The organism is Pseudomonas sp. PS01303 (assembly GCF_029959385.1).
Taxonomy (GTDB): domain Bacteria; phylum Pseudomonadota; class Gammaproteobacteria; order Pseudomonadales; family Pseudomonadaceae; genus Aquipseudomonas; species Aquipseudomonas rustica.
In genome coordinates, this window is record NZ_JASCPK010000048.1 from 1 (window position 1) to 24,956 (window position 24,956).

Sequence of the window (24,956 nt, forward strand, 5' to 3'; positions counted from 1 at the left end):
GCGATAGCGTCATCACATTCAACATCATTGCTGACTGATCCAGCGCTATCGCGAGCAGGCTCACTCCTACAGTTGAAAGGCATAAAAATCACAAGAGGCCAGGCATGCACAGCGAGTTTCCCACCGAGTCCAGTTACCGCATTCAACGCGAACAGTTTCTCGCCGCCGCCAATGCCGCCGGGGCGTCAATCACCTCCTACGCACATCCGCGCTGTGGCCCGTTTGGCGAGCCGTTGAGCACCGACGTCGCCGTGCTCGGTGACCCGCAGGCCAAAAAACGTCTGGTGGCACTCAGCGGTACCCACGGTGTGGAGGGCTATTACGGTTCCGACTGCCAAATCGATTGGCTGAAAGCATTCGCACCCGGCTCGCTGCCCAAGGATGTCGCGGTGATCATGGTTCACCTGATCAACCCGTGGGGCACCGCGTGGTTGCGTCGAGTCAACGAAGACAACATCGACCTCAACCGCAATCATCTGGATTTCACCGAAGCGTTGCCAGATAACCGAGCTTACGCGGCATTACACGATATCTACGCCTGCACCGACCTGAATGGCCCCGAGCGTCAACGCGCCGATGCCTTGCTCGATGCGCAGATCAACGCACACGGCTGGCCGGCCGTCATGTCGATTGTCGAGGGTGGTCAACACAGTCATCCGGATGGATTGTTCTATGGCGGTCGCGCGCCGAGTTGGTCGAATCGCACGTTGCATCAAATCATCGAAGCGCACTTGGCCGGCGCGGACACCGTGATGTGTTTCGACCTGCACACTGGCGCTGGCGAATACGGTCATCCGATGTTGCTGACGATCACCCAAACGCCGTACCCGGCACTCCCCCGAGCCCAGTCGATTTACGGGCCTTGGCTTTACACGCTGCACACCGGCGCCGACACCCTGAGCGAAACCGGCGTCGCCGCGACCGCTACTGGTTACACGTCGCAGGCATTGCTCGATGCCTTGCCGGACGTGCAATTGATGCCGTTCGTGATCGAGTGCGGCACCTATCCCGGCGCGGATGTGCATCGGTATTTACGTGACGACCATTGGTTGCATCTTCACGGCGATCCGCTGGATGCGACGGGGAGGGTGATCAAACTGAATCTGCTGGAACAGTTTTACCCGGCCGATCCCGACTGGCGGGCGATGGTGGGTTTGCGTACCCGGCAAATCTGGGCGAAAGGATTGGCGGCACTGGCAGGCTGAAACGCTGGAGGAGGGGAGAAATCCCCTCATCATAAAACCGGCGCTTTTCTCGAGGCATAAAAAAACGGCCTACCTTTCGGTAAGCCGTTTTTAGTACTTGGTGGCTACACAGGGACTTGAACCCCGGACCCCAGCATTATGAATGCTATGCTCTAACCAACTGAGCTATGTAGCCAAGTGGCGCGCATTATTCCCCTGAAATGGAAAAGCGTCAAGCGTAAATTTAAAAATTTTTTCTACGCTTTCAACCGTTTATCAAAATCACTGGCTGAGAAGCGGCGAAGGGCAGCGTTGGAACCAGCGGCTGGCCTGTTCATATGCGTGTGCCAATTGCAGAACAGCGAAGTCTGCCTGGTGCTTGCCGATGATTTGCAGACCCATCGGCAAACCTTGCGCATTGAACCCGGCCTGAACGCTCGCCACCGGGCAACCCGACATCGTGCCGGGGATCACCACTTCCATCCAGCGATGATAAGTGTCCATGCTCACGCCTTCGATCGACGTCGGCCACGGCTGGGTTTTATCGAACGGGAAGACTTGAGCACTCGGCAACAACAGGTAGTCATATTTTTCGAATAACTTTGAGATCGCTCGATACCAGTCACTGCGCACCGCCGATGCGGTAAACACTTCGCTGGCGGAAAGCTGCAAACCGTTTTCCACTTCCCAGATCGCTTCCGGTTTCAACAGCGCACGCTTTTGCGGATCGGCGTAAGTCGCGCCCAACGAACCGGCGACCATCCAGTGGCGCAACGTGCGCCAACAGCTCCACAAGCGCTCAGGCGCGAAACCCGGATCCGCTGCCTCGACGTGGCAGCCAATGCTTTCGAAGTCGGCGAAGGTCTTCTCGCACAGCGACAGCACGCCGTTCTCCATCGGCAGATAACCATTGAAGTCACCCAGCCAGCCCAGCCGTGTGCCTTTGAAATCACGATCCAGCGGCGCCGCAAACGCCTCACCGGATTCGGCGATGGACAGCGGCGCTCGCGCATCGGCGCCGGCCTGCACTGACAGCAGCAACGCCGCGTCACGCACGCTGCGCGCCATCGGGCCTTCGTAACCGAGTTGATCGATAAACAGATCGGCACTGTCATCAAACGGCACACGACCCTGCGACGGACGGAAGCCGAAGATGTTGTTGAACGCCGCCGGATTGCGCAGCGAGCCCATCATGTCGCTGCCATCGGCCACGGGCACCAGATGCATCGCCAGCGCCGCGCCTGCGCCACCGCTGCTGCCGCCGGCGGTTTTGCTCGGGTCATACGCGCAACCGGTGGCGCCGAACAATGGGTTGTAGCTTTGTGAGCCGAGGCCGAATTCCGGTGTGTTGGTCTTGCCGATGATGATCGCGCCGGCGTTCTTGATCCGCTCGACCATGATGCCGTCGCGCTCGGGCACGAAATCCTTGTACAGCGGCGAACCCATGGTGGTGCGAATGCCACGGGTCAGCGACAGATCCTTGATCGCGTGCGGCAGGCCGTGCATCCAGCCACGGTATTCGCCGCGCAGCAGTTCAGCGTCGCGCTGATCGGCCTGAGCCAGCAGATCATCAGGCGCCTGCAGGCTGATCAACGCATTGACCTTGGGGTTGAAGCGTTCGATGTGTGCAAGGTACGTCTGCATCACTTCGCGGCAGGAAACCTGGCGCAGGCGAATGCGCTCGGCGAGCTCATGGGCCTGCAACAGAACCAGTTCGCTGATGTTATTAGAATTCATTGCAAGCAGCCTTCAAGACGACTGGAAAAACGCCCCGGCCTCGCGCCGGGGCGGCAGGGATCAACGCATCAGGTTGGTCCAGAGACGGTCGGCCAGACGGATCGAGCCTTCGCCGCAGGTCTTGCTGAACACCACTTTGGTGCCTTGCGGAATGTGCAGCTCCGGTGCGTCCTTGAGCGAGGCATCGAGGAACGGTTCGACGCCTTTGATCGGGCTCTGATGCTTGAGGAAGTTCTGTGTCATCGCCGCGTTTTCAGGCTGACTGAGGAATGCAATGAACGCCTTGGCATTCGCTGGATTCTTGCTGCCGGTCGGAATGACCATGTTGTCGACCCACGCCAGCACGCCTTCTTTCGGGTAGAGATATTTCAGCGTCGGTTTCATTTCGCGGGCGCGCATCGACGAGCCGCCCCAGAACATCGACATGTCGATTTCACCCGAAGCGAGGTTTTCGCGGATCGAACCGGCCTTCGAGCTATAGGTTTTCACGTACGGTTTCTGCGCCTTGAGCAACGTCAGAATCTGCTGCATCTGCTTCGGATCTTCGGTGCACAACGGGATGTCGAGGTAGAGGCTGGCCATGTCCACCGCATCGCTGACCGCGTCGAACATGTTGATCCGGCCTTGCAGTTCGGCCGGCGGCTCATACAAGACTTTGTAGCTGTCGGCCGGGCCGCTGTAGCGCGCGGTGTCGAGCACCACGCTGGTGGTACCCCAAATGAACGGCACCGAATACGCGCCCTCGGGATCCCAGCTTGGCTTTTTCAGGTTGTCGGCAACGTTGGCGTAATACGCTTCTTTGACCGGGTCGAAGCGCTCCAGCAGTTTTTCCTGAATCAGGATCGGCACGAATTGATGCGACGGAATCGCCACGTCATAACCGGCGCCGCCCTGTTTCAGTTTCGCCAGCAGCGTCTCGTTTGAGTCATAGGAATCGACGGTGACTTCGATGCCGGTCTGCTTCTGGAACTTGGCGAGAATCTCCGGCGAAAAGTAGCCGCTCCAGCTCACCACGTTAAGTTTCTCGGCGGCCTGAACACTGACGGCCATGGTCAGCGGCACAGTCAGGAACAACGAAGTGCCGACGCTTTTTATCCACTTGCTCATGTCATTTCCCCACGGTAGGTAGAAGGTTCAGGCGTTCTTTTTGCCCAACAGATAAGAGAGGCTGACGAACAGCACCGAGACGCCCAAAATCAGCGTCGAGACGGCGTTGACGTCGGGTGTCACACCCATGCGCAGCAGGCCGAAGATGAAGATCGGCAGGGTGGTGGTGCCGGCCTGCGAGACCATCATCGAGATCACGAAGTTATCCAGCGAGACGATGAAGGCCAGCATCAACCCGGAGAAAATCCCCGGCATCAGCAGCGGCAGCGTGACCTTGCGAAAGGTGCGCCACGGGCCGGCGTAGAGATCGGCCGAGGCTTGCTCCAGCGACAGATCCATATCGTTCAGACGTGCACGAATCGGCAGGTAGGCGAAAGGAATGCAGAACACCGTGTGCGCGATGATCAGGTTGCCGTAACCCAGCGACAGGCCGATGGTCGAGAACAGCGCCAGCGTTGCCACGCCGACGACGATTTCTGGCAACACCAGCGGCAACATGATCGCGCCCATCGACAGTTGCAGGCCCTTGAACTTGGCCCCGCGCGAGGTGCCGAGTGCGGCGAGTGTGGCAATCGCTGTGGCGACCATGCTGGCGCACACCGCGATCAACAGGCTGTTGCTGGCGGCCTGGCGCAAGGCCTGATTGGCGAACGCGGCGCGGTACCAGTCGAGGCTGAAACCGGTCCACACCGTCGCCGACTGATTGGCGTTGAACGAGAACACCACCAGCACCACGATCGGCGCATAGAGGTACAGATAGAACAGAAAACTGAAGCCGCCGAACCCGGGAAAGTCCTGCACGCCCAGCCCTTTGCGTTTGAATAAAGCGAGCATCACGCACCTCCTTTGGCGATGCGCTGACGCTCGGCGCGCAGGGCATACACGGTCAGCACCAACATCACTGCGGCCATCAGCACCAGCGACAGCGCCGCGCCGAATGGCCAGTTACGCGAGTCACTGAACTGGCGGAAGATCAGGTTGCCGAGCATCATTCGCGTGCCGCCGCCGAGCAGTTCCGGGGCAATCATCGCGCCCAGGCACGGTACGAAGGTGAGGATGGCGCCGGCGAGAATCCCCGGTTTGGCGATCGGCAGCACCACTTTGCGTAAGGTGCGCACGCGGCCGGCGTAGAGATCCTGCGCAGCTTCGAGCAGGCGGGTGTCCATTTTTTCCAGCGTCGCGTAGATCGGCAAAACCACGAACGGCGCGTAGGTGTAAACCAGCCCCAGCAGCACCGCGCCGTCGGTGTACAACAACTGCAATGGTTCATGGATCACGCCCATGCCCATCAGGCTGTTGTTGATTACGCCGGTGTTACGCAGCAGCAAAATCCACGCGTAGGTGCGGATCAGCAGGTTGGCCCAGAACGGCACGGTGATCAGAAAAATCAACAAGCCGCGCCGATGCGCCGGTTGCATCGCCAGCCACACGGCGACCGGAAAACCGATCAGCAGGGTGATGATCGTGGTCAGCCCGGCAATGCCGATCGAGCGCAGGGCGATGAGCAGATAGGAGTCGGTAAACGCCAGGCTGTCATCCATTTGCCGCTCGAACAGCAACGAGGTGTACGCCTCACTGCTGAAGACTTTATTGACCCCGCCGTAGGGGTTGGCTTCCATCAGCGAATAGCCGATGACAATCAGGATCGGCACCACCAAAAACAGGCAGATGGCGGTCAGCGCCGGGCTGACACCGAGAAAACTCTGGAAGGCCTTGCGACGTTCCAGCGTGTTGGCAATCGGTAAGGCGTGCATGGCAATTCTCCGGCTCAATCGTGCAGGACGCTGGCGCTACCACGGTCAAACAGCAGACCGGCCTGGGAGCCGACGGCAAAGCGCAGGCTCTGGTCGACGCAATTGGGCGTGCGCACGGTGAGACGCGAACCATCGCTGAGGCTGACCTGATATTGCAGGTCGGTGCCGAGGTAGATCTGCGCTTCGATCCGGCACGGCAAGGCAGTCTCGGTAGCGGCGGGCACGAGGTGCAGGCGCTCGGGGCGTACCGACAGCGATACGCTGGCGCCGACCTGCACGTCATCGCACGCTTGCGCCGGCAGCGGATGCCCGGCCGGCCCGGCGAACCACGCCTGACCGTCTTCCACACGAGTCACGGTGCCTTCGATGAAATTGGTTTCGCCGATGAAGTCAGCGACGAAGCGATTGCGCGGACGTTCGTAAATCTCTTCCGGCCGCCCGACCTGCTGCACTTCGCCTTCGGAGAGCACGGCGATGCGGTCGGACATGGTCAGTGCTTCTTCCTGGTCGTGGGTGACGAAGATGAAGGTGATGCCGGTTTTCGCCTGAATGGTTTTCAGCTCTTCGCGCATGGCCTGACGCAGCTTGAGATCGAGTGCCGAGAGCGGCTCATCAAGCAGCAACACTTTTGGATGCGGCGCCAAAGCGCGGGCGAGGGCGACACGTTGTTGCTGGCCGCCGGACAGTTGCGCCGGTTTGCGATTGGCGAAGCGTTCCATCTGCACCAGCGCGAGCATCTCGCGGACACGTTCGCTGATTTGCGCCTTGGTGAGGACTTTGCCCATCGGGTGCGATTCGAGGCCGAAGGCCAGGTTTTCAGCGATGGTCATGTGCGGGAACAGCGCGTAATGCTGAAACACCGTGTTGACCGGCCGCTCGAAGGGCGGGCGATCGGCGATGTTTTCGCCGTAGAGGAGAATCTCGCCTTCGGTGGGAAATTCGAAACCGGCGATCATCCGCAGCAGCGTGGTTTTGCCACAGCCGGACGGGCCGAGAAGGGTGAAGAATTCGTTGTCGCGGATATCCAGATCAATGCTTTTCAGCGCCACTGGACCGGTTTGCGGATCACCGTAAACCTTGCGCACCGAGCGGATTGAGACCGCCAGTGTTTGCAGCGAATGCAGGGCATTCATGCGTTACCTCCGATTCCCCCATCGCCTGCGGTTCGCTCTGAAAAGCGTTGCCGTCGGGCCATGGATATTATTTTTTTGGGCAGGATCGAGATTGCGTTCGGGTGTAATAACCAGCTGTTTTTTTGTTCTGCTGTGGCTCGATTATCAGCCAGGGGTTGCGCGGGGCGACACTTCAATTTAAACATGGCAGCTGTTAGTTAATTTAATAGCCAAAGGTGCCAGGAATCATGCCCGACCACCGATTGCCGCCGCTGAATGCGGTGCGTGCCTTTGATGCCGCCGCCCGTTTGGGCAGCTACGTCGAAGCCTCGAAAGCGCTGCACGTGACCCAGCCTGCGATAGGCCGGCATGTGAAATTGCTCGAAGACTGGTTGGGCATTCAATTGTTCGAACGCACCTCGCGCGGGGTCAACCTGACCCCGGCGGGCGAGAAATACCACCGCAAGATCAGCGCCGCGTTGCAGTTGATCATCGAGGCTGGCAAGGAAGCGCAGCCCAAAGACGCCGAGCGCTGGCTGCGGATCATGGTGGTGCCGGGGTTCGCCAAGCGCTGGTTGATGCCACGGATCGAAGCGATGCGGCACCTGCGGCCGGGGCTGAAATTTGCCATCGAACCCAACTCGACCTTCACCGAAGTGGACGGCAAGAGTGCCGATCTGGGCATCGTCTACGGCCTCGACGGGGAGTACGCCGATTCGCGGGAAGCGCTGATTTGCCCTCGGGTGTTTCCGATTTGCACGCCGGACTATCTGGCGAGCATCGATCCTATCGACAGCCCGAGAGATCTGATCAAGCACGAGCTGATTCACGTCGATGACGGTGAGTGGTGGAACCTGTGGTTCGCCGCCCATGACCTCGATATCCACCTGAAATCCGACCTGCTGTACGTCAACAACGATCACGCCTTGTCCGTGGCCGAAAGCGGGCAGGGCATTGCGCTGGCTAACGAAGTGCTAGTGCGCCATGAGCTCGCCAGCGGCAAACTGGTGCGCGCGATTGATGATGAGGTGAAGCTGGAAAGTTACCGGGTGCTGACCGCGTCCGCCGAACTCTCGGCGGACGCCGTGTGGTTTATCCAGTGGCTGAAAACCGAGCTGGAAAAGGACTTCCCGCAAGCGGTGATCAGTTGAGACGAAAGCGCGCCGTGTTCTCGCTCAGTGCCTGGCTGCCGAGGCGCAGGGTGTCTGCCGCCAAATTTACCGCTCGCGCGCCTTCGAGCAAACGCACCGCCGCTTGATCGACCTGCTGGATATTGCCGCTGACTTCATCGGCGGTGCACGCTTGTTCCTCTACCGCCGTGGCGATTTGCGCGAGGGTGTCGGTGACGCTCTGCACGGCACTGGCGATTTCGCCCAACCGTTCGCCAAGCCCGGTGACTGACTCGGCATCGGTTTGCGCCTGGCCGCAGGCAGCTTCCATCAAACTCACGGCTTCGTTGACCGTTGCGCGCAGGCTGTCGACCGTTCCGGCGATCTGCGCGGTGGATGATTGCGTGCGTTGCGACAGGCTGCGCACCTCGTCCGCCACGACGGCAAAACCGCGCCCCTGTTCGCCGGCGCGCGCCGCTTCAATCGCCGCGTTGAGCGCCAACAGGTTGGTCTGCTCGGCCACCCCGCGAATGGTGTCGACCACCAATTGAATCTGCTGGCCTTGCTCGCTGACCCGACCCAGCGCCGCAGCGGTGTCGTTCAAACGCTGATTGAGCTGTTGAATGCTCGCGGTGGTGCGCTGACTGTCGCGGCTGCTGTCGGCGGCGATACGCTGGGTGTGCTGAGCGCTGCCGGAAGCCTGTTCGCAACTTTGCGCCACGCCTTGCGAGGTCGCGGCCAATTGCGTGGCCGCAGCGGCGATCTGGCTGATCTGCAACTGCTGCGCTTCGACTTCGCCAAGAGCACCGCTGGAGTGATCGTTGAGGCTGCGCACCGCGTTGCTCAGTTGCGAAGTCTCGTGATCGACTCCGAGCATGCTGCTGCGCAGTTGCACCACCGCGACGTTGAGCGCGGTGCTGATCGCCGCCAGTTCATCGCGACCCTCCACCGGCACTTGCAGGCTGAGGTTGCCGTCGCGCAGGGCTTCCGCGAGCAGGGTGATGCCGCTGGCGCTGCGACGAATCGAGGCTTGCAAGCAGATGAACAGGTACAGCGCCGCGAGCAGCAGGCAACCGAATACGGCGGCGACGATGATGAACTGACGGATCGCTGAACCGTGGTAGGCATCAAGCCTTTGATCCAGCGAGACCAGCGATTGCTGGCGCAGGGCGGCGAGGTCGATCAACAAGGCGTCGAGGCTGCGCTCAAAGTCTTCCGGTTTGAGATTGATGCTGCCGCCAAACACGCCGTCATCCAGCACCTTCAGGCCGCTGTCGAGGTGTTTGAGGCTCTCGTGGTATTGGCTGGCCCAGCTCTGCTGATCTTTCGGCAGGCGTGCTTCCAGCAGCGTGGCGGTTTTCACCAGTTGCTCGCGAGCATCACCGATTCGGCTGCGCAGATCGCGCAACTGCAGACGGCTTTGCAGGGTGAACTGGCCCGAGACTACCGAGGCCTGGCCGACGGCAGCGAGGCGACCGACGCGTTCAATCAAGTCCGGCGCGTGTTGCGTGGAGATTTGCGTCAGCAGATAGGTTTCCAGCCACGGCGCGAGGGTCAGGCGATTGTCCATGACGATCTGCTCGCGCAACGCTTGCAGGGCGCTCAGGGCGTTGGTGAAACGGTCATAACCGTCCGGCCACCAACCGACGCCGCTGAGGCTTTTCGAATCCAGTCCATTGAGTGCGGTTTGCAGCGTTTGATAGCGGCTGAGGGTTTCACCTTCCGCGCCTTCGTTTTGCAGGGCATTGCCCAAATCCGTGGTGGCTTGCACAACCGCCGGTTGCACCGCGTCGAACGCGCCCATGGCGGCGAGGGTGGCCGGTGTCGGCTGGCGATTGGTTTCAGTGGCGCGCCAACGGGCGGCGCGGTCGCGTTGGGCGGCGAGCAGGTTGTCCAGCGCATCCAGCGCGAGCAACTGGCGCACGCCGGCACGTTCGCCGGCAATCAGATTGAGCTTGTCGCGATAGTCCTGGCCGATCATCAACAGGCTGCCGGCCAACGGCAAAATGAACAGCAGAAACAACAACTGGAATTTACCCGCGAAGCCAAACCGCCCCAGCAATTTGATCCCCGGTGAAAGGAAAGCCTGCATGCCCCATGACTCCTCTGGACACCACGCACCATCGGCGTGCATCGCGGTCGTTCGACGTTGATGTTGTGCCCTGCTAAAAGGCCTCGAAAGTTCACTCTCACCCGCTCTGTAGGCAGGTTCTGTAGCGAAACTTCCCATTGTCGATCACCTTTGTAAGGCGACCGCGTTCAGGGGGAGTAGCAAGGCAAGATTCAGACCATGGCGTTGCGCTATCACCTAAATCCCGTCCCCTGTAGGAGCTGCCGAAGGCTGCGATCTTTTGATGTTGTTTTTTAAAAGATCAAAAGATCGCAGCCTTCGGCGCTCCTACACGATTGGGTGATTCAGGTCAGGGTGGTTAGTTAGCTGGCTAAGGGGATGGCGCTGACGCACTGAAAAATGGCACATTGACGCACCTGCCTGCGTGCACCCATCTGCTGTCCGGAAACTTCCATGGCTATCAGCAACGTTCAGACCGCCGCTGTCTCGGCGCCCGCTGCCCCCCAAAGCAGTCCATTGGTGATGCGAATTATCGGCGCGGTGGCGCTGGCGCATCTGATCAACGACCTGATCCAGTCGGTCTTGCCGTCGATCTACCCGATGCTCAAGGCCAATTACGGCCTGACCTTTACCCAGGTCGGCCTGATCACGCTGACCTTCCAACTGACTGCGTCGCTGTTGCAGCCGTGGGTCGGTTATCACACCGATCGGCATCCGAAACCGTGGCTGTTGCCGGCCGGGTCAATCTGCACATTGATCGGCATCGTGATGATGTCGATGGTCGGCAGTTTTCCGTTGATACTGCTGGCGGCGGCGCTAATCGGCATCGGCTCCTCGACGTTCCACCCTGAGGCCTCGCGGATTGCGCGGCTGGCTTCCGGTGGACGCTTTGGCCTGGCGCAATCGACCTTCCAGGTCGGTGGTAACGCCGGTTCCGCATTCGGCCCGTTGCTGGCGGCGGCGATCATCATTCCGTTCGGTCAGGCCAACGTCGCGTGGTTCGGTTTGTTCGCGGTGTTTGCGCTGTTCGTGCTGTACCGCATCAGCCGCTGGTACGCGCACCACTTGAACCTGTTCAAGCTCAAGGCCGGTCAGGCAGCGACTCACGGACTGTCGAAGGGCCGGGTGACCAGTGCGCTGGTGGTATTGGGCCTGTTGGTGTTCTCCAAGTATTTCTACATGGCCAGCCTCACCAGCTACTTCACCTTCTACCTGATCGAGAAGTTCGACCTGTCGGTGGCGAGCTCGCAGTTGCACCTGTTCCTGTTTCTCGGTGCGGTAGCGGCGGGTACCTTCTTCGGCGGGCCGATTGGCGACAAGATCGGCCGTAAGGCGGTGATCTGGTTCTCGATCCTTGGCGTGGCACCGTTTACGCTGCTGATGCCCCACGTTGATCTGTTCTGGACGACCGTCCTGAGCGTGGTGATCGGCTTCATTCTGGCCTCGGCGTTCTCGGCGATTGTGGTGTACGCGCAGGAACTGGTGCCGGGCAACGTCGGGATGATTGCCGGGGTGTTCTTCGGTTTGATGTTTGGTTTCGGCGGGATCGGCGCGGCGCTGCTCGGGCATCTGGCGGATATTCACGGGATTGAGTACGTGTATTACCTGTGCTCGTTCCTGCCGCTGTTTGGCGTGTTGGCGATCTTCTTGCCGCGTACCAAAAAGGCCTGATCCCACACATTTAAACTGTAGGAGTGAGCCTGCTCGCGATGGCGGAGTGTCAGTCAGCACATCTGTAGCTGAAAAATGCTATCGCGAGCAGGCTCACTCCTACAGGGGATTGTGTTGTAGCGGAGAATGTTTCAGGCACAAAAAAGCCGCGTATCAAACGCGGCTTTTTCTTGGGCGTAACGCTTACACGTTAAAGCGGAAGTGCATCACGTCGCCGTCTTTGACGATGTAATCCTTGCCTTCCAGACGCCATTTACCGGCTTCTTTAGTACCGGCTTCGCCCTTGTACTGGATGAAGTCGTTGTAGGCGATGACTTCGGCGCGGATGAAGCCTTTCTCGAAGTCGGTGTGGATCACGCCGGCAGCCTGAGGTGCGGTGGCACCGACTTTGACGGTCCAGGCGCGGACTTCTTCAACACCGGCGGTGAAGTAGGTCTGCAGGTGCAGCATTTCGTAGCCGGCGCGGATCACGCGGTTCAGGCCAGGCTCTTCCAGGCCCAGGGCCTCGAGGAACATGTCCTTCTCTTCGCCGTCATCGAGCTCGGCGATTTCCGCTTCGATCTTGTTGCAGACCGGAACCACCATGGCGCCTTCTTCTTCGGCGATGGAGCGAACCACGTCCAGGTGCGGGTTGTTCTCGAAACCGTCTTCAGCGACGTTGGCGATGTACATGACCGGTTTGGTGGTCAGCAGGTGGAAGCCCTTGATCACTGCCTTTTCGTCAGCGTTCATGTTCTTCATCAGGCTGCGCGCAGGCTTGGCTTCGGTGAAATGCGCGATCAGTTGCTCCAGCAGGCCTTTCTGAACCACGGCGTCCTTGTCACCACCCTTGGCGTTACGCGCGACTTTCTGCAGTTGCTTCTCGCAGCTGTCGAGGTCGGCGAAGATCAGTTCCAGGTCGATGATTTCGATGTCGCGCTTCGGGTCAACGCTGTTGGAAACGTGGATCACGTTCTCGTCTTCGAAGCAGCGCACGACGTGAGCGATCGCGTCGGTTTCGCGGATGTTGGCGAGGAACTTGTTGCCCAGGCCTTCACCTTTCGAGGCGCCGGCAACCAGGCCAGCGATGTCGACGAATTCCATGGTGGTCGGCAGGATGCGCTTTGGATTGACGATGGCCGCCAGAGCGTCCAGACGCGGATCCGGCATCGGCACGATGCCGCTGTTCGGCTCGATGGTGCAGAAGGGGAAGTTTTCGGCCGCGATACCGGATTTGGTCAGGGCGTTGAACAGGGTGGACTTGCCGACGTTAGGCAGGCCGACGATGCCGCAATTGAATCCCATGGTGTTTCCCCTCGGAGTAGAGTCAGGCCTTCTGGCTGTGCAGGTTTTTCATCGCGCGGTTCCATTCACCGGCGAGGATATCCGGCAGCACGCCGAGGGCAAAGTCGATGCTGGCATCGAGTTTTTCCTGTTCGGCGCGTGGCGCACGACCCAGGACGAAATTTGAAACCATACTGGCGACGCCCGGGTGGCCAATGCCAAGCCGCAGGCGGTAGAACGTATTCTGATTACCCAGTTGCGCAATGATGTCGCGCAACCCGTTGTGACCGCCATGGCCGCCGCCCTGCTTGAGCTTGGCAACGCCCGGAGGCAAGTCGAGTTCGTCGTGCGCCACGAGGATTTCTTCAGGCTTGATGCGGAAGAAACCAGCGAGTGCCGCCACGGCCTGGCCGCTGCGGTTCATGTAGGTGGTGGGAATCAGCAGACGAACATCCTGACCCTGATGCGAGTAGCGCCCGGTCAGGCCGAAATATTTGCGATCGGCCACAAGATTCACATTCTGTGCTTGGGCGATGCGCTCAACAAAAAGGGCCCCTGCGTTATGCCGGGTCTGGTCGTATTCGGCGCCTGGATTTCCCAGGCCAACGATCAGTTTGATGGCAGTCACGATAGGGGCCCTTCCTTTGAGTGGTGAGTAACATCGCCGCGATCAGGGAAAGCGGCGAAAGTGGACGAAAAATGCTCATTTACCATGGATGTAAACTCCGCGTTCTCGCCCGCTTTCTCGCTACGTTCCAGTCCGCGATGTTACTTGCTCACTCAGGCATGACAGAGTGAATTACTCTGCTGCGCCTTCTTCAGCTTCTGGAGCAACGCGTGGAGCGTGTACGTTTACAACAGCTTTGTCGTCGCCGTGAGCCAGTGCAACGAACTCAACGCCTTTAGGGGCTTTGAGGTCGGACAGGTGAACGATTGCGCCGATTTCCAGAGCCGACAGGTCGACTTCGATGAACTCAGGCAGATCTTTCGGCAGGCAGGAAACTTCGATTTCGTTCAGGACGTGCGAGATCTCGCCGCCTTTCTTGGTCGGAGCTTCTTCACCAACAAAGTGCACAGGCACGATAGCGGTCAGTTTCTGGCCAGCTACGACGCGTACGAAGTCAGCGTGCAGAACGTGACCCTTGGACGGGTGACGTTGCAGAGCCTTGATGATGACGTTCTGCTTTTTGCCGCCAACGTTCAGTTCGATAACGTGGCTGTAGGCAGCATCGTTTTCGAGCAGTTTGGCAACTTCTTTGGCCAGCATGCTGATGGATTCAGGGGCTTTTTCGCCACCGTAAACAACAGCTGGAACCAGAGCGGCGAGACGACGCAGGCGGCGGCTCGCACCTTTCCCCAGGTCGGAACGCAGTTCAGCATTCAGAGTAAAATCGTTCATTGTGTATCTCCAAAATAGCCATGACCGGGTTGACGTTTGCGACCAGCGCCAAACACGGTATGGGCAAAAAAGCCCCGCCCCGGCAGGAATGCCGGGGCGGGGCGCTTTTCGTCAACGAGACATTTCGAGAAGGGCAGGGCCCTTAACGGAACATCGCGCTGATCGATTCTTCATTGCTGATGCGGCGAACCGCTTCGGCAACAACCGGTGCGATATCCAGTTGACGGATACGTGCACAGGCTTGTGCTGCAGCGGACAGCGGGATGGTGTTAGTCACCACCAGCTCGTCCAGCACGGAATTTTCGATATTCTCGATGGCCCGACCCGACAGCACAGGGTGTGTGCAGTAGGCAAAGACCTTGGCTGCGCCATGCTCTTTCAGGGCCTTGGCCGCGTGGCACAGAGTGCCGGCGGTATCGACCATGTCATCGACCAGAATACAGGTACGCCCTTCGACATCACCGATGATATGCATCACTTCAGAGTGATTGGCTTTCTCACGGCGTTTGTCGATGATCCCGAGATCCACGCCCAGGGATTTGGCAACAGCACGTGCACGCACGACACCACCAATGTCCGGGGACACAATCATCAGGTTTTCGAAGCGCTGATCTTCAATGTCATCCACCAGAACCGGGGAGCCGTAGATGTTATCTACCGGAATATCGAAGAAACCCTGAATCTGGTCAGCATGCAGATCAACCGTGAGAACACGGTCGATGCCGACTACGGTAAGCATGTCAGCGACGACTTTCGCGCTGATAGCCACACGTGCGGAACGCGGACGGCGATCCTGACGGGCATAACCAAAATAAGGAATAACAGCAGTGATACGAGTAGCCGAGGAGCGGCGGAAGGCGTCAGCCATCACTACCAGTTCCATCAGGTTATCGTTGGTCGGAGCGCAAGTCGGCTGAATAATGAAAACGTCTTTACCGCGAACGTTTTCATTGATCTCGGCTGTAATTTCGCCGTCGGAGAATTTACCGACAGAGATGTCACCGAGAGGGATATGCAGCTGACGTACAACACGCCGAGCCAGATCGGGGTTAGCGTTCCCCGTAAAGACCATCATCTTGGACACGCGCAGTACCTAGAGGCTGAGGGTAACCTGGATGAGTATAGAAAATGGCAGGGGCGGCTGGATTCGAACCAACGCATGGCAGGATCAAAACCTGCTGCCTTACCGCTTGGCGACGCCCCTGTATCTGTTGCATCAAGTGCCGTGCACTTGGTTCCTTTAGAGCAGACTTTGCAGCTTGCGATGCAACATCGAAACGTTGCTTCCTTTCGCTACAAACCCTGTAAGGGTCTCTGTCAGAAGGGCCGAGACTTTATCAGCTTCAGCTTTGCTTGGGAAGCCCCCAAACACACAACTTCCAGTTCCGGTGAGCTTTGCTTCGGTAAATTTACCTAACAAATCCAATGCGTTACGTACCTCTGGATAACGCCTTGCAACCACCGGCAAGCAGTCATTTCGACTGTTTCCCTCGGGAACGGGGCGCACTTTAATGGGCGGCGTGTTACGTGTCAACAAAGGATCGGAAAAAATTTCTGCCGTACTTACAGAGACTTGCGGTACGAGCACCAGATACCACGGTTCTTCGGGATCGACCGGGGTGAGTTTCTCGCCCACGCCCTCGGCAAAAGCCGCGTGACCACGGACGAAAACCGGCACGTCGGCGCCAAGCGTCAGACCCAGTGCCGCCAGGCGATCTTCATCCCAGCCCAGCTGCCACAGGTGATTCAGACCGAGCAAGGTGGTCGCCGCGTTCGAGCTGCCGCCACCGATGCCGCCGCCCATGGGCAGAATCTTGTCGATCCAGATGTCGATACCCAGCGTACAACCCGATTGTTGCTGAAGCATTTTGGCTGCGCGCACGATCAGATTGCTGTCATGCGGCACGCCGGCAAATTCGGTGTGCAGCTGAATCACGCTGTCATCGCGCACGGCAAAAGTGATTTCATCGCCGTAGTCGACAAACTGAAACAGCGTCTGCAACTCGTGATAACCGTCTTCACGGCGACCAAGAATGTGCAGCATCAGATTGAGTTTGGCCGGCGAGGGCAGGGTCAGACGTGCAGCGGTCATGCGTTATTGCCCCAACTTGCGCGGTTGCCAAGTCTTGATCACCAGCGTGACGTCGAGGTCGGTGCCGTGCAGCTTGATGCGCTCGGGCAACCAGTAACCGTTTTGTTCGGTGTACGCGGTGTATTCAACTTTCCAGCCATCCTGTTCAAGGCTGGCCAGACGGCTGTCAGCGTCCAGGTTCAGGCGACTTTTAGTGTCCGGAGCCGGCAGGCCACGCACCCACCAGGCCAGATTCGACACCGGCAGCTTCCAGCCCAGTTGCTCTTCGAGCAGGGCTTCCGGCGATTGCGATTCGTAGCGGCCCTGATTGGCGACTTCCAGCGACACCTTGCCCGGACGACCGGTCAAACGCGCCGCGCCTCGACCCAACGGGCCGGACAGACGAATGTCGTAGTAATCCTGACGTTGCAGCCAGAACAGCGTGCCGCTACCGGAATCTTTCGGTGCGCGGATGCCGATCTTGCCGTCGATCTGCCAGCCATCGAGGCCGGTCAGTTGCTGTTTGTTCGCCGCCCATTGAGCCGGACTGCCGTGGCCCTCGACCGATTCACGAGTACCAAAACCCGAACAACCAGCGAGGAGGGCGATGAAGCTGAAAACAATAACGTGGCGCAAAAACATGAGTTAAAGAGTCTCGGATCCGGTCAGGCGCTTGATGGTGCTGCGCAGAATGGTGCTGTCGGGCTGATCCTTGAGGAATTTGCCCCAGATTTGTTTGGCTTCACGCTGGTTGCCCTTGGCCCACAACACTTCGCCCAGATGTGCGGCGACTTCGTGGTCAGGGAAACGCTCCAGCGCCTGACGCAGGTATTTCTCGGCGTCATCCAGATTGCCCATGCGGTAATTCACCCAGCCGAGGCTGTCGAGTACGGCCGGGTCTTCCGGATTGATCTGGTGCGCCTGCTCGATCAGCGCCTTGGCTTCAGCGTAGCGGGTGGTGCGGTCGGACAAGGTGTAACCCAAAGCGTTCAGCGCCATGGCGTTGTCCGGATCACGCTTGATGATCAGGCGCAGGTCTTTTTCCATCTGCGCCAAGTCGTTGCGTTTTTCCGCGAGCATCGCCCGGGTGTAGAGCAGATTCAGGTCGTCCGGGTATTGCAGCAACGCTTGCTGCAATACTTTCCAGGCCTTGTCGTCCTGTTTATTGGCCGACAGGGTTTCCGCTTCAATCAAGTACAACTGGATCGCGTAATCCGGTTCTTCGTCACGCTGCGCCGCCAGTTTGCTTTGCGCTTCAGCGGTTTTGCCGTTGTTCATCAGAATATCGGCCTGACGCAATTGCGCCGGCAGATAGTCGTTGCCGGGGCCAACCTGGGCGTACTCGATGAGCGCGCCTTGCGGATCGTTACGCTCTTCGGCGATGCGACCGAGGTTCAGGTGGGCTGAATCGACGTGGCTTTCACGGGCGATCAAGTCTTCCAGATAGCCCTTGGCCTCGTCCCAGGCCTTGGCTTCGAGGCACACCAGCGCCAGCGAGTAACGCAGTTCGTCGTCTTCCGGGTATTGCTGAACAAGGCTGGAGAATTCGACTTTGGCGTCGTCCATCCGGTCTTGCTCAACCAGCATGCGCGCGTAAGTCAGGCGCAGGCGTTTGTCGTCCGGGTATTTCTTGATGTTTTTTCGCAGCAGCGGCAGCGCTTCGTCGCCACGGTTCATCACTTGCAGCAGGCGTGCGCGCAACAGAATCGGGGCGATTTCGCCTTCTTCCGGCGGATGGTCTTCGAGCAGGGTCAGGGCCGCTTTATTGTCGCCGTCTTGTTGCAACAGCAGGGCTTTGCCGAAAATCAGCTGACTGTTGTTCGGGTGGCGCTGCAATAAACGGTCAAAACTTTTCATCAGACCGTTGCGGGTTTCTTGATCAGTGTCAGCCGCCGACAGGGCGAGGAAGTCGAAATGGGTGTCGCCCTTGCCCTGCAGGACTTTCTCCATATAGACCATCGAGTCGTCGTAACGCCCGGCGCGCGCCAGTTGCACGGCGGCGGCGCGTTGCGCTTCGAGGTCTTCCGGAGCGTTTTTCGCCCAGATCAGCGCGGTATCGAGGGCCGGTTGATCGGCGCCCAGATATTCGGCGATGCGAAACGCACGCTCGGAAACGCCCGGATCTTGCGTATTGATCGCCTGGGTCACGTAGTTATCCAGCGCAATATCGAAGCGATTGCGCTGGCCGGCGAGTTCGGCGCTCAACAGGCTGAAGACGGTTTCCTCGCTGAACGAGCTGTAAACCTTGGGCTTTTCAGGCGCGGGCGTGGTGTCTTCGACCGGCGGCGTACCGTCCGGCGACACGGGTGCCAAGGCCTGGCAGCCGCTGAGGAAGACAAAAGCGAGGAGCAACGCGGAAGATCTATTCATATAGGAAGAGGACGACTAACCTGCGGTCGGATCATCATGACACAAGCCTTCGGCCAAACATAACCGCTCAGGCAATTTACGGCTTATCGCCCTGTAGGAGCTGCCGCAGGCTGCGATCTTTTGACGTTGTTTGAGACGCGGAGCGTCCCGGGCTGCATTCCCACGCCGAGCGTGGGAACGATCAATCAAAAGATCGCAGCCTGCGGCAGCTCCTACAAGGAGCCAAATTGTGCCCATTATAGGGACTGACCATTGGGACAATAGTCAGCGGTAGTTGTTCTGAATCTGACGAAGTAGGACAATTGCCGGCTTCACGTCACCACCAGCGACTTTGAATGGCCTTCCTTGCACTCGGTATCAACCACAAGACTGCTTCAGTAGACGTCCGCGAGCGCGTGGCTTTTACGCCTGAGCAACTGGTGGAGGCGTTGCAGCAGCTTTGCCGACTGACCGACAGCCGCGAAGCCGCGATCCTCTCCACCTGCAATCGCAGTGAGCTTTATATAGAACAGGATCAGCTTTCTGCCGATGTCGTACTGCGCTGGCTGGCTGATTACCATCATTTAAGCCTCGATGAGCTGCGCGCGAGTGCTTATGTGCATGAAGATGATGCGGCAGTTCGTCACATGATGCGCGTCGCCTCCGGGCTCGACTCGCTGGTGTTGGGCGAACCGCAGATTCTCGGCCAAATGAAATCGGCCTACGCCGTGGCCCGCGAGGCCGGCACCATCGGCCCGCTGCTGGGGCGACTGTTTCAGGCGACGTTCAATGCCGCCAAGCAGGTGCGTACCGACACCGCCATCGGCGAAAACCCGGTATCGGTGGCATTTGCCGCCGTCAGTCTGGCCAAACAGATTTTCAGTGATTTGCAACGCAGCCAGGCTTTGCTGATCGGCGCCGGCGAGACCATCACGCTGGTCGCCCGCCATTTGCACGAGCTGGGCGTCAAGCGCATCGTCGTCGCCAACCGCACGCTCGAACGCGCCAGTCTGCTCGCCGAACAGTTCGGCGCGCATGCGGTGCTGCTGTCGGACATCCCGGCGGAACTGGTGCGCAGCGACATCGTCATCAGCTCGACCGCCAGTCAGTTGCCGATTCTCGGCAAAGGCGCGGTGGAAAGCGCTCTGAAGCTGCGCAAGCACAAACCGATCTTCATGGTCGACATCGCGGTTCCCCGGGATATCGAACCGGAAGTCGGCGAACTGGACGACGTTTACCTGTACAGCGTCGACGATCTCCACGAAGTGGTCGCCGAAAACCTCAAGAGCCGCCAGGGCGCAGCGCAAGCCGCCGAAGAGATGGTTTCGGTCGGCGCCGACGATTTCATGGTGCGCCTGCGCGAACTCGCGGCGGTTGATGTGCTCAAGGCCTATCGTCAACAGAGTGAACGCCTGCGTGACGAAGAGCTGCAAAAAGCCCTGCGTCTCCTGGCCAACGGCGGCAACGCCGAAGACGTGCTCGGGCAACTGGCCCGTGGCCTGACCAATAAACTGTTGCATGCGCCCAGCGTGCAACTGAAAAAGCTTTCTGCCGAAGGCCGCCTCGATGCGCTGGCCATGGCCCAGGAACTCTTTGCCCTCGAGGGCTCACCGGATAGCTTTTCGGATAAAAAACCGCAATGAAAGCGTCACTGCACAATAAGCTGGACATCCTCCAGGATCGTTTCGAGGAACTGACCGCGCTGCTCGGCGACGGCGAAGTCATTGCCGATCAGAGCAAATTCCGCGCCTATTCCAAGGAATACGCCGAAATCGAGCCGGTCGTACAAGGCTATAAAAAGCTCCTCAGCGTACAAAGCGATCTTGAAAGCGCGCAGGCGCTGCTCAAAGACAACGACCCGGACATGCGTGAAATGGCCGTGGAAGAAGTCCGCGAAGCCAAAGAATCGCTGATCACCCTGGAAGCCGATCTGCAACGCATGTTGCTGCCGAAGGATCCCAACGATGGCCGCAACGTGTTTCTCGAAATTCGCGCCGGCACCGGTGGCGACGAGGCGGCGATCTTCTCCGGCGACCTGTTCCGCATGTACTCGCGTTACGCCGAGCGTCGCGGCTGGCGCGTGGAGATCCTCTCGGAAAACGAAGGCGAACACGGCGGCTATAAAGAGGTCATCGCGCGCATCGAAGGCGACAACGTTTACGGCAAACTGAAATTCGAATCCGGCGCGCACCGCGTTCAGCGTGTACCCGCCACCGAATCCCAGGGCCGTATCCACACCTCGGCCTGCACCGTGGCGGTATTGCCCGAGCCGGACGAGCGCGAAGCGATCGAGATCAACCCGGCGGATTTACGCGTCGACACGTTCCGCTCCTCCGGGGCAGGCGGTCAGCACGTCAACACCACCGACTCGGCGATCCGCATCACGCACATCCCGACCGGCACCGTCGTCGAGTGTCAGGAAGAGCGTTCCCAGCACAAGAACCGTGCCCGGGCGATGGCCTGGCTGTCGGCAAAACTCAACGATCAGCAAACCGCAGCGGCGGCGAATGCCATCGCCAGCGAGCGCAAATTGCTGGTCGGTTCCGGCGACCGCTCCGAACGCATTCGCACCTACAACTTTGCTCAGGGCCGGGTCACCGACCATCGCGTCAACCTGACCTTGTATTCCCTTGATGAAATTCTCGCCGGTGGCGTTGATGCGGTGATCGAGCCGTTGCTGGCCGAATACCAGGCTGACCAACTCGCAGCGATAGGTGAATAAATGACCATCATTGCCAGCCTGTTGCGCGCCGCCGAACTGCCGGACTCGCCCACTGCGCGTCTGGACGCCGAATTGCTTCTGGCCGCTGCACTGGGCAAGTCGCGCAGCTTCCTGCACACCTGGCCCGAGCGCATCGTGCCGAGTGACGCGGCGCTGACCTTTGCCGAGTACCTGCAACGTCGCCGTGGCGGCGAGCCGGTGGCCTACATTCTTGGTCAGCAGGGTTTCTGGAAACTCGATCTGGAAGTCGCGCCGCACACGCTGATCCCGCGTCCGGACACTGAGTTGCTGGTAGAAGCGGCGCTGGAATTGCTGCCCGCGACCCCGGCTAAAGTGCTCGACCTCGGCACTGGCAGCGGCGCGATCGCCTTGGCCTTGGCCAGCGAGCGTGCGGCGTGGAAAGTCACGGCGGTGGATCGCGTGCTCGAAGCCGTGGCACTGGCCGAACGCAATCGTCAGCGCCTGCATTTGAACAACGCCACGGTGCTGACCAGCCATTGGTTCAGCTCGCTGGCTGGTCAGCGTTTTCAGTTGATCATCAGCAACCCGCCGTATATTGCGGCGGCCGATCCGCATCTGGTCGAAGGCGATGTGCGCTTCGAACCGGCCAGCGCCTTGGTCGCCGGTGAAGACGGCCTCGATGATCTGCGTTTGATCGTCGCTCAGTCCCCGGAGTATCTCGAGGCCGGTGGCTGGCTGATGCTCGAGCACGGCTATGATCAAGCCGAAAGCGTGCGCGATCTGTTGCTGACGCGCGGTTTTGAAGAAGTCCACAGCCGCACCGATCTGGGCGGTCATCAACGCATCAGTCTGGGACGCCTGCCGTGCTGAATGATCAGGAGTTGCTGCGCTACAGCCGGCAGATTCTGCTGCAACACATCGACATCGATGGCCAGTTGAAGCTCAAGGACAGTCGCGTGCTGATCGTCGGCCTCGGTGGTCTTGGCGCGCCGGTCGCCTTGTATCTGGCGGCGGCGGGTGTCGGTGAATTGCATCTGGCGGATTTCGACACGGTCGATCTGACCAACCTGCAACGCCAGATCATTCATGACACCGACAGCGTCGGCATGAGCAAGGTCGATTCGGCGCTCAAGCGTCTGAGCGCGATCAATCCGGAGATCCAGTTGATCGCCCATCGGCAGGCGCTGGACGAGGATTCTCTCGCCGCCGTCGTGACAGCGGTGGATCTGGTGCTCGACTGTTCCGATAATTTTTCTACGCGCGAGGCGGTCAACGCCGCGTGTGTGGCGGCGCGCAAACCGCTGGTCAGCGGTGCGGCGATTCGTCTTGAAGGGCAATTGTCGGTGTTCGACCCGCGCCGCGATGAGAGCCCGTGCTATCACTGCTTGTACGGCCACGGCAGCGAAGCCGAATTGACCTGCAGCGAAGCGGGTGTTGTCGGGCCGTTGGTGGGTCTGGTTGGCAGTCTGCAAGCGCTTGAAGCGTTGAAAGTGCTGGTTGGTTTCGGCGAGCCGCTGGTGGGCCGTTTGTTGCTGATCGATGCGCTGGGCTCGCGTTTCCGTGAACTGCGGGTCAAGCGTGATCCGGGTTGCAGTGTCTGTGGCTCGCGCCATGCGTGAAGCGCCGATCGGCGTGTTCGATTCCGGTGTCGGCGGTCTGTCGGTACTGGCAGAAATCCAGCAGTTGTTGCCCAACGAATCGCTGCTCTATGTCGCCGATTGCGGGCACATTCCCTATGGCGAGAAAACCCCGGAATTTATCCGCCAGCGCTGCAGCGTGATGGCCGGGTTTTTCCGCGAGCAGGGCGCCAAGGCGTTGGTGTTGGCCTGCAACACGGCGACCGTCGCCGGGGTTGCCGATTTGCGTCGTGATTACCCGGACTGGCCGATTGTCGGCATGGAGCCTGCGGTGAAACCGGCGGCGGCTGCGACCCGTAGCGGTGTGGTCGGCGTGCTCGCCACTACGGGCACTTTGCAGAGTGCCAAGTTCGCGGCATTACTTGATCGCTTCGCCACCGATGTGCGGGTGATTACCCAGCCTTGTCCCGGACTGGTCGAGCTGATTGAAAGCGGTGACCTGCACAGCGACACATTGCGCGCGTTGTTGAAAAGTTATGTCGATCCGTTGCTGGCCAACGGTTGCGACACGATCATTCTTGGTTGCACGCACTATCCCTTCCTCAAGCCGATGCTCAAATCGATGATCCCGGCGGACATCAGTTTGATCGACACCGGCGCCGCTGTGGCGCGGCAACTTCAACGGCTGCTGGCCGAGCGCGATCTGCTGGCTGAGGGGCCGAACCGATCGGTCAGATTCTGGACGAGCGCGGATCTGCAGTCCTTCAAAAATGTCCTGCCGTTGCTGGGGCAAACTGCGAATGATGTGCAAAACTTCGGTTTGTGAAAAAAACGTGAAATAAGCTGAAATTCGTCTGAACTTCTATTCAGGCGCAGACTTCTATAGCGTTGTGTTAACCAGAAAACCAAACGATCGTTCCGGAAAAGGAAGTTTCAAAGTGAAGCGACTATTCTGCTTGGCCGCGATTGCGGCCGCACTAATGGGGCAAAGCATTACTGCACAAGCGGCAGGTGTTGAATTTGCGGTGGGGGCCACCAGCGATTCGACCATGACCTACCGCCTGGGGATGAATTTTGATTGGGATCAGAGCTGGCTGCAGAGCGACGTTGGTCGCCTGACCGGTTACTGGAGCGGCGCCTATACGTATTGGGAAGGTGACAAGACCTCCAGCAACAACAGCCTGTCGTTCTCGCCGGTATTTGTTTACGAGTTTGCCGGCCAGTCGGTCAAACCGTACGTTGAAGCGGGGATCGGCGTTGCCGCGTTCTCCAACACCAAGTACGAATCCAACAACATTGGCGGCTCGCTCCAGTTCGAAGACCGTATCGGTTTCGGTCTGCGTTTCAATGGCGGGCATGAAGTCGGGATCCGTGCGACGCACTATTCCAACGCCGGCCTGGCCAGCAGTAACGACGGCGTAGAAAGCTACGCGCTGCACTACACAATGCCGTTGTAAGCAAGATCAAAAGATCGCAGCCTTCGGCAGCTCCTACAGGTGAAACACAATCCCATGTAGGAGCTGCCGAAGGCTGCGATCTTTTGTTTTTTGGATCAGCGGTACGCTGTGGTGATGCCTTGGCGTTCTTCGAGGCACTCGGGGGCGCCCATTTCGAATTCGCGGCAGATCAGCGGGCGTTTTTCGTAGATCGTGCACATCATCGTGTCGCGATCCAGCGCCGCGCACCAGCCGTCGTCCAGACGCAGCATCACTTCGCCGCCCCACTCATCGGTATCGATAAAGCGATCAGGCACGCCGGTGTCGGTGATCAGCATCACTTCGAGCTGGCAGCAGCACGCCGCGCAGGTCGAGCAGGTGACTGCGGGCTCGGTGATTTGCTGGTGGGGAATGGTTTTCATGGCGGCAGTGT

Annotated in this window: 23 protein-coding genes and 2 tRNA genes; 9 read left to right on the forward strand and 16 right to left on the reverse strand. The window is 59.3% G+C overall.

Annotated features, from left to right (window positions below; translation table 11 throughout):
- Positions 1-104: 104 nt before the first annotated feature.
- On the forward strand, positions 105-1,205 hold the full coding sequence (locus QMX93_RS15120) for a DUF2817 domain-containing protein (RefSeq protein ID WP_282356753.1): 1,101 nt from the start codon (positions 105-107) through the stop codon (positions 1,203-1,205).
- 98 nt (positions 1,206-1,303) lie between these two features.
- Here QMX93_RS15120 and QMX93_RS15125 read toward each other — a convergent pair.
- From QMX93_RS15125 to QMX93_RS15150, 6 genes are all read right to left on the reverse strand, one after another.
- Positions 1,304-1,380: transfer RNA gene (locus tag QMX93_RS15125), tRNA-Met, on the reverse strand.
- 86 nt (positions 1,381-1,466) lie between these two features.
- Positions 1,467-2,921, reverse strand: coding sequence for an amidase (locus QMX93_RS15130; protein WP_282356754.1), 1,455 nt, complete (start codon positions 2,919-2,921; stop codon positions 1,467-1,469).
- Between the two features lie 60 nt (positions 2,922-2,981).
- On the reverse strand, positions 2,982-4,028 hold the full coding sequence (locus tag QMX93_RS15135) for an extracellular solute-binding protein (protein ID WP_053123804.1): 1,047 nt from the start codon (positions 4,026-4,028) through the stop codon (positions 2,982-2,984).
- 27 nt (positions 4,029-4,055) lie between these two features.
- Positions 4,056-4,862, reverse strand: a complete 807-nt coding sequence (locus QMX93_RS15140) for an ABC transporter permease (protein WP_053123802.1) — start codon at positions 4,860-4,862, stop codon at positions 4,056-4,058.
- A complete protein-coding gene (locus tag QMX93_RS15145) occupies positions 4,862-5,782 on the reverse strand; it encodes an ABC transporter permease (protein WP_282356756.1) in 921 nt (306 codons plus the stop codon). Before QMX93_RS15145 ends, QMX93_RS15140 begins: the two co-directional genes overlap by 1 nt.
- Positions 5,783-5,796: 14 nt before the next feature.
- Positions 5,797-6,915: an ABC transporter ATP-binding protein gene (locus QMX93_RS15150; protein ID WP_282356758.1), complete on the reverse strand. Its 1,119-nt coding sequence runs from the start codon at positions 6,913-6,915 to the stop codon at positions 5,797-5,799.
- Positions 6,916-7,142: 227 nt separating this feature from the next.
- Between QMX93_RS15150 and QMX93_RS15155 the strand changes: the two genes are divergently transcribed.
- Positions 7,143-8,045 carry a LysR substrate-binding domain-containing protein gene (locus QMX93_RS15155; RefSeq protein WP_282356760.1) on the forward strand — a complete coding sequence of 301 codons (903 nt, stop codon included), beginning with the start codon at positions 7,143-7,145 and terminating at the stop codon, positions 8,043-8,045.
- Here QMX93_RS15155 and QMX93_RS15160 read toward each other — a convergent pair.
- On the reverse strand, positions 8,038-10,095 hold the full coding sequence (locus tag QMX93_RS15160; RefSeq protein WP_282356761.1) for a methyl-accepting chemotaxis protein: 2,058 nt from the start codon (positions 10,093-10,095) through the stop codon (positions 8,038-8,040). The two genes, QMX93_RS15155 and QMX93_RS15160, sit on opposite strands and share 8 nt — an antisense overlap.
- Before the next feature lie 432 nt (positions 10,096-10,527).
- Between QMX93_RS15160 and QMX93_RS15165 the strand changes: the two genes are divergently transcribed.
- Complete coding sequence (locus tag QMX93_RS15165) at positions 10,528-11,745, forward strand: MFS transporter (RefSeq protein WP_212545508.1); 1,218 nt, start codon at positions 10,528-10,530, stop codon at positions 11,743-11,745.
- Between the two features lie 183 nt (positions 11,746-11,928).
- On the opposite strand, the gene ychF is transcribed toward QMX93_RS15165, so the two are convergent.
- From ychF to QMX93_RS15205, 8 genes are all read right to left on the reverse strand, one after another.
- Complete coding sequence (gene ychF, locus QMX93_RS15170) at positions 11,929-13,029, reverse strand: redox-regulated ATPase YchF (RefSeq protein WP_282356764.1); 1,101 nt, start codon at positions 13,027-13,029, stop codon at positions 11,929-11,931.
- Between the two features lie 22 nt (positions 13,030-13,051).
- Positions 13,052-13,636: an aminoacyl-tRNA hydrolase gene (gene pth, locus QMX93_RS15175; RefSeq protein WP_129395494.1), complete on the reverse strand. Its 585-nt coding sequence runs from the start codon at positions 13,634-13,636 to the stop codon at positions 13,052-13,054.
- 171 nt (positions 13,637-13,807) lie between these two features.
- Complete coding sequence (locus QMX93_RS15180) at positions 13,808-14,407, reverse strand: 50S ribosomal protein L25/general stress protein Ctc (protein ID WP_282356771.1); 600 nt, start codon at positions 14,405-14,407, stop codon at positions 13,808-13,810.
- A 142-nt stretch (positions 14,408-14,549) separates the two neighbouring features.
- Positions 14,550-15,491: a ribose-phosphate pyrophosphokinase gene (locus QMX93_RS15185; RefSeq protein WP_003171603.1), complete on the reverse strand. Its 942-nt coding sequence runs from the start codon at positions 15,489-15,491 to the stop codon at positions 14,550-14,552.
- A gap of 45 nt (positions 15,492-15,536) precedes the next feature.
- Positions 15,537-15,611: transfer RNA gene (locus QMX93_RS15190), tRNA-Gln, on the reverse strand.
- Between the two features lie 36 nt (positions 15,612-15,647).
- A complete protein-coding gene (gene ispE / locus QMX93_RS15195) occupies positions 15,648-16,499 on the reverse strand; it encodes a 4-(cytidine 5'-diphospho)-2-C-methyl-D-erythritol kinase (RefSeq protein ID WP_282356773.1) in 852 nt (283 codons plus the stop codon).
- Positions 16,500-16,502: 3 nt separating this feature from the next.
- Positions 16,503-17,120, reverse strand: a complete 618-nt coding sequence (gene lolB, locus QMX93_RS15200; RefSeq protein ID WP_053123767.1) for a lipoprotein insertase outer membrane protein LolB — start codon at positions 17,118-17,120, stop codon at positions 16,503-16,505.
- A gap of 3 nt (positions 17,121-17,123) precedes the next feature.
- Complete coding sequence (locus tag QMX93_RS15205; protein WP_282356776.1) at positions 17,124-18,848, reverse strand: tetratricopeptide repeat protein; 1,725 nt, start codon at positions 18,846-18,848, stop codon at positions 17,124-17,126.
- Between the two features lie 335 nt (positions 18,849-19,183).
- Here QMX93_RS15205 and hemA point away from each other — a divergent pair, with 335 nt between their 5' ends.
- The 6 genes from hemA (at position 19,184) to QMX93_RS15235 (ending at position 24,544) form a co-directional block, all read left to right on the forward strand.
- A complete protein-coding gene (gene hemA / locus QMX93_RS15210; RefSeq protein WP_053123763.1) occupies positions 19,184-20,470 on the forward strand; it encodes a glutamyl-tRNA reductase in 1,287 nt (428 codons plus the stop codon).
- Positions 20,467-21,549 (forward strand): peptide chain release factor 1, encoded by a 1,083-nt coding sequence (gene prfA, locus QMX93_RS15215; protein ID WP_053123761.1) that lies wholly within the window; start codon positions 20,467-20,469, stop codon positions 21,547-21,549. Before hemA ends, prfA begins: the two co-directional genes overlap by 4 nt.
- Positions 21,550-22,380 carry a peptide chain release factor N(5)-glutamine methyltransferase gene (gene prmC / locus QMX93_RS15220; protein ID WP_282356778.1) on the forward strand — a complete coding sequence of 277 codons (831 nt, stop codon included), beginning with the start codon at positions 21,550-21,552 and terminating at the stop codon, positions 22,378-22,380.
- On the forward strand, positions 22,374-23,129 hold the full coding sequence (locus QMX93_RS15225; protein ID WP_282356781.1) for a molybdopterin-synthase adenylyltransferase MoeB: 756 nt from the start codon (positions 22,374-22,376) through the stop codon (positions 23,127-23,129). Before prmC ends, QMX93_RS15225 begins: the two co-directional genes overlap by 7 nt.
- Positions 23,122-23,913 (forward strand): glutamate racemase, encoded by a 792-nt coding sequence (gene murI, locus QMX93_RS15230; RefSeq protein WP_212545511.1) that lies wholly within the window; start codon positions 23,122-23,124, stop codon positions 23,911-23,913. The genes QMX93_RS15225 and murI overlap by 8 nt, the downstream gene beginning before the upstream one ends.
- A 112-nt stretch (positions 23,914-24,025) precedes the next feature.
- Positions 24,026-24,544, forward strand: coding sequence for an acyloxyacyl hydrolase (locus tag QMX93_RS15235; RefSeq protein WP_053123753.1), 519 nt, complete (start codon positions 24,026-24,028; stop codon positions 24,542-24,544).
- A 95-nt stretch (positions 24,545-24,639) separates the two neighbouring features.
- Here the strand turns inward: QMX93_RS15235 and QMX93_RS15240 are convergent, their stop codons facing one another.
- Positions 24,640-24,945 carry a YkgJ family cysteine cluster protein gene (locus tag QMX93_RS15240; RefSeq protein WP_053123751.1) on the reverse strand — a complete coding sequence of 102 codons (306 nt, stop codon included), beginning with the start codon at positions 24,943-24,945 and terminating at the stop codon, positions 24,640-24,642.
- Between the last annotated feature and the right edge of the window lie 11 nt (positions 24,946-24,956).

What these genes read in the sequence shown, in the direction of transcription:
- QMX93_RS15120 (WP_282356753.1), top strand. Translation starts at nt 105, where the DNA reads ATGCACAGCGAGTTTCCCACCGAGTCCAGTTACCGCATTCAACGCGAA.
- QMX93_RS15130 (WP_282356754.1), bottom strand. Translation starts at nt 2,921, where the DNA reads ATGAATTCTAATAACATCAGCGAACTGGTTCTGTTGCAGGCCCATGAG.
- QMX93_RS15135 (WP_053123804.1), bottom strand. Translation starts at nt 4,028, where the DNA reads ATGAGCAAGTGGATAAAAAGCGTCGGCACTTCGTTGTTCCTGACTGTG.
- QMX93_RS15140 (WP_053123802.1), bottom strand. Translation starts at nt 4,862, where the DNA reads ATGCTCGCTTTATTCAAACGCAAAGGGCTGGGCGTGCAGGACTTTCCC.
- QMX93_RS15145 (WP_282356756.1), bottom strand. Translation starts at nt 5,782, where the DNA reads ATGCACGCCTTACCGATTGCCAACACGCTGGAACGTCGCAAGGCCTTC.
- QMX93_RS15150 (WP_282356758.1), bottom strand. Translation starts at nt 6,915, where the DNA reads ATGAATGCCCTGCATTCGCTGCAAACACTGGCGGTCTCAATCCGCTCG.
- QMX93_RS15155 (WP_282356760.1), top strand. Translation starts at nt 7,143, where the DNA reads ATGCCCGACCACCGATTGCCGCCGCTGAATGCGGTGCGTGCCTTTGAT.
- QMX93_RS15160 (WP_282356761.1), bottom strand. Translation starts at nt 10,095, where the DNA reads ATGCAGGCTTTCCTTTCACCGGGGATCAAATTGCTGGGGCGGTTTGGC.
- QMX93_RS15165 (WP_212545508.1), top strand. Translation starts at nt 10,528, where the DNA reads ATGGCTATCAGCAACGTTCAGACCGCCGCTGTCTCGGCGCCCGCTGCC.
- ychF (WP_282356764.1), bottom strand. Translation starts at nt 13,029, where the DNA reads ATGGGATTCAATTGCGGCATCGTCGGCCTGCCTAACGTCGGCAAGTCC.
- QMX93_RS15180 (WP_282356771.1), bottom strand. Translation starts at nt 14,407, where the DNA reads ATGAACGATTTTACTCTGAATGCTGAACTGCGTTCCGACCTGGGGAAA.
- ispE (WP_282356773.1), bottom strand. Translation starts at nt 16,499, where the DNA reads ATGACCGCTGCACGTCTGACCCTGCCCTCGCCGGCCAAACTCAATCTG.
- lolB (WP_053123767.1), bottom strand. Translation starts at nt 17,120, where the DNA reads ATGTTTTTGCGCCACGTTATTGTTTTCAGCTTCATCGCCCTCCTCGCT.
- QMX93_RS15205 (WP_282356776.1), bottom strand. Translation starts at nt 18,848, where the DNA reads ATGAATAGATCTTCCGCGTTGCTCCTCGCTTTTGTCTTCCTCAGCGGC.
- hemA (WP_053123763.1), top strand. Translation starts at nt 19,184, where the DNA reads ATGGCCTTCCTTGCACTCGGTATCAACCACAAGACTGCTTCAGTAGAC.
- prfA (WP_053123761.1), top strand. Translation starts at nt 20,467, where the DNA reads ATGAAAGCGTCACTGCACAATAAGCTGGACATCCTCCAGGATCGTTTC.
- prmC (WP_282356778.1), top strand. Translation starts at nt 21,550, where the DNA reads ATGACCATCATTGCCAGCCTGTTGCGCGCCGCCGAACTGCCGGACTCG.
- murI (WP_212545511.1), top strand. Translation starts at nt 23,122, where the DNA reads ATGCGTGAAGCGCCGATCGGCGTGTTCGATTCCGGTGTCGGCGGTCTG.
- QMX93_RS15240 (WP_053123751.1), bottom strand. Translation starts at nt 24,945, where the DNA reads ATGAAAACCATTCCCCACCAGCAAATCACCGAGCCCGCAGTCACCTGC.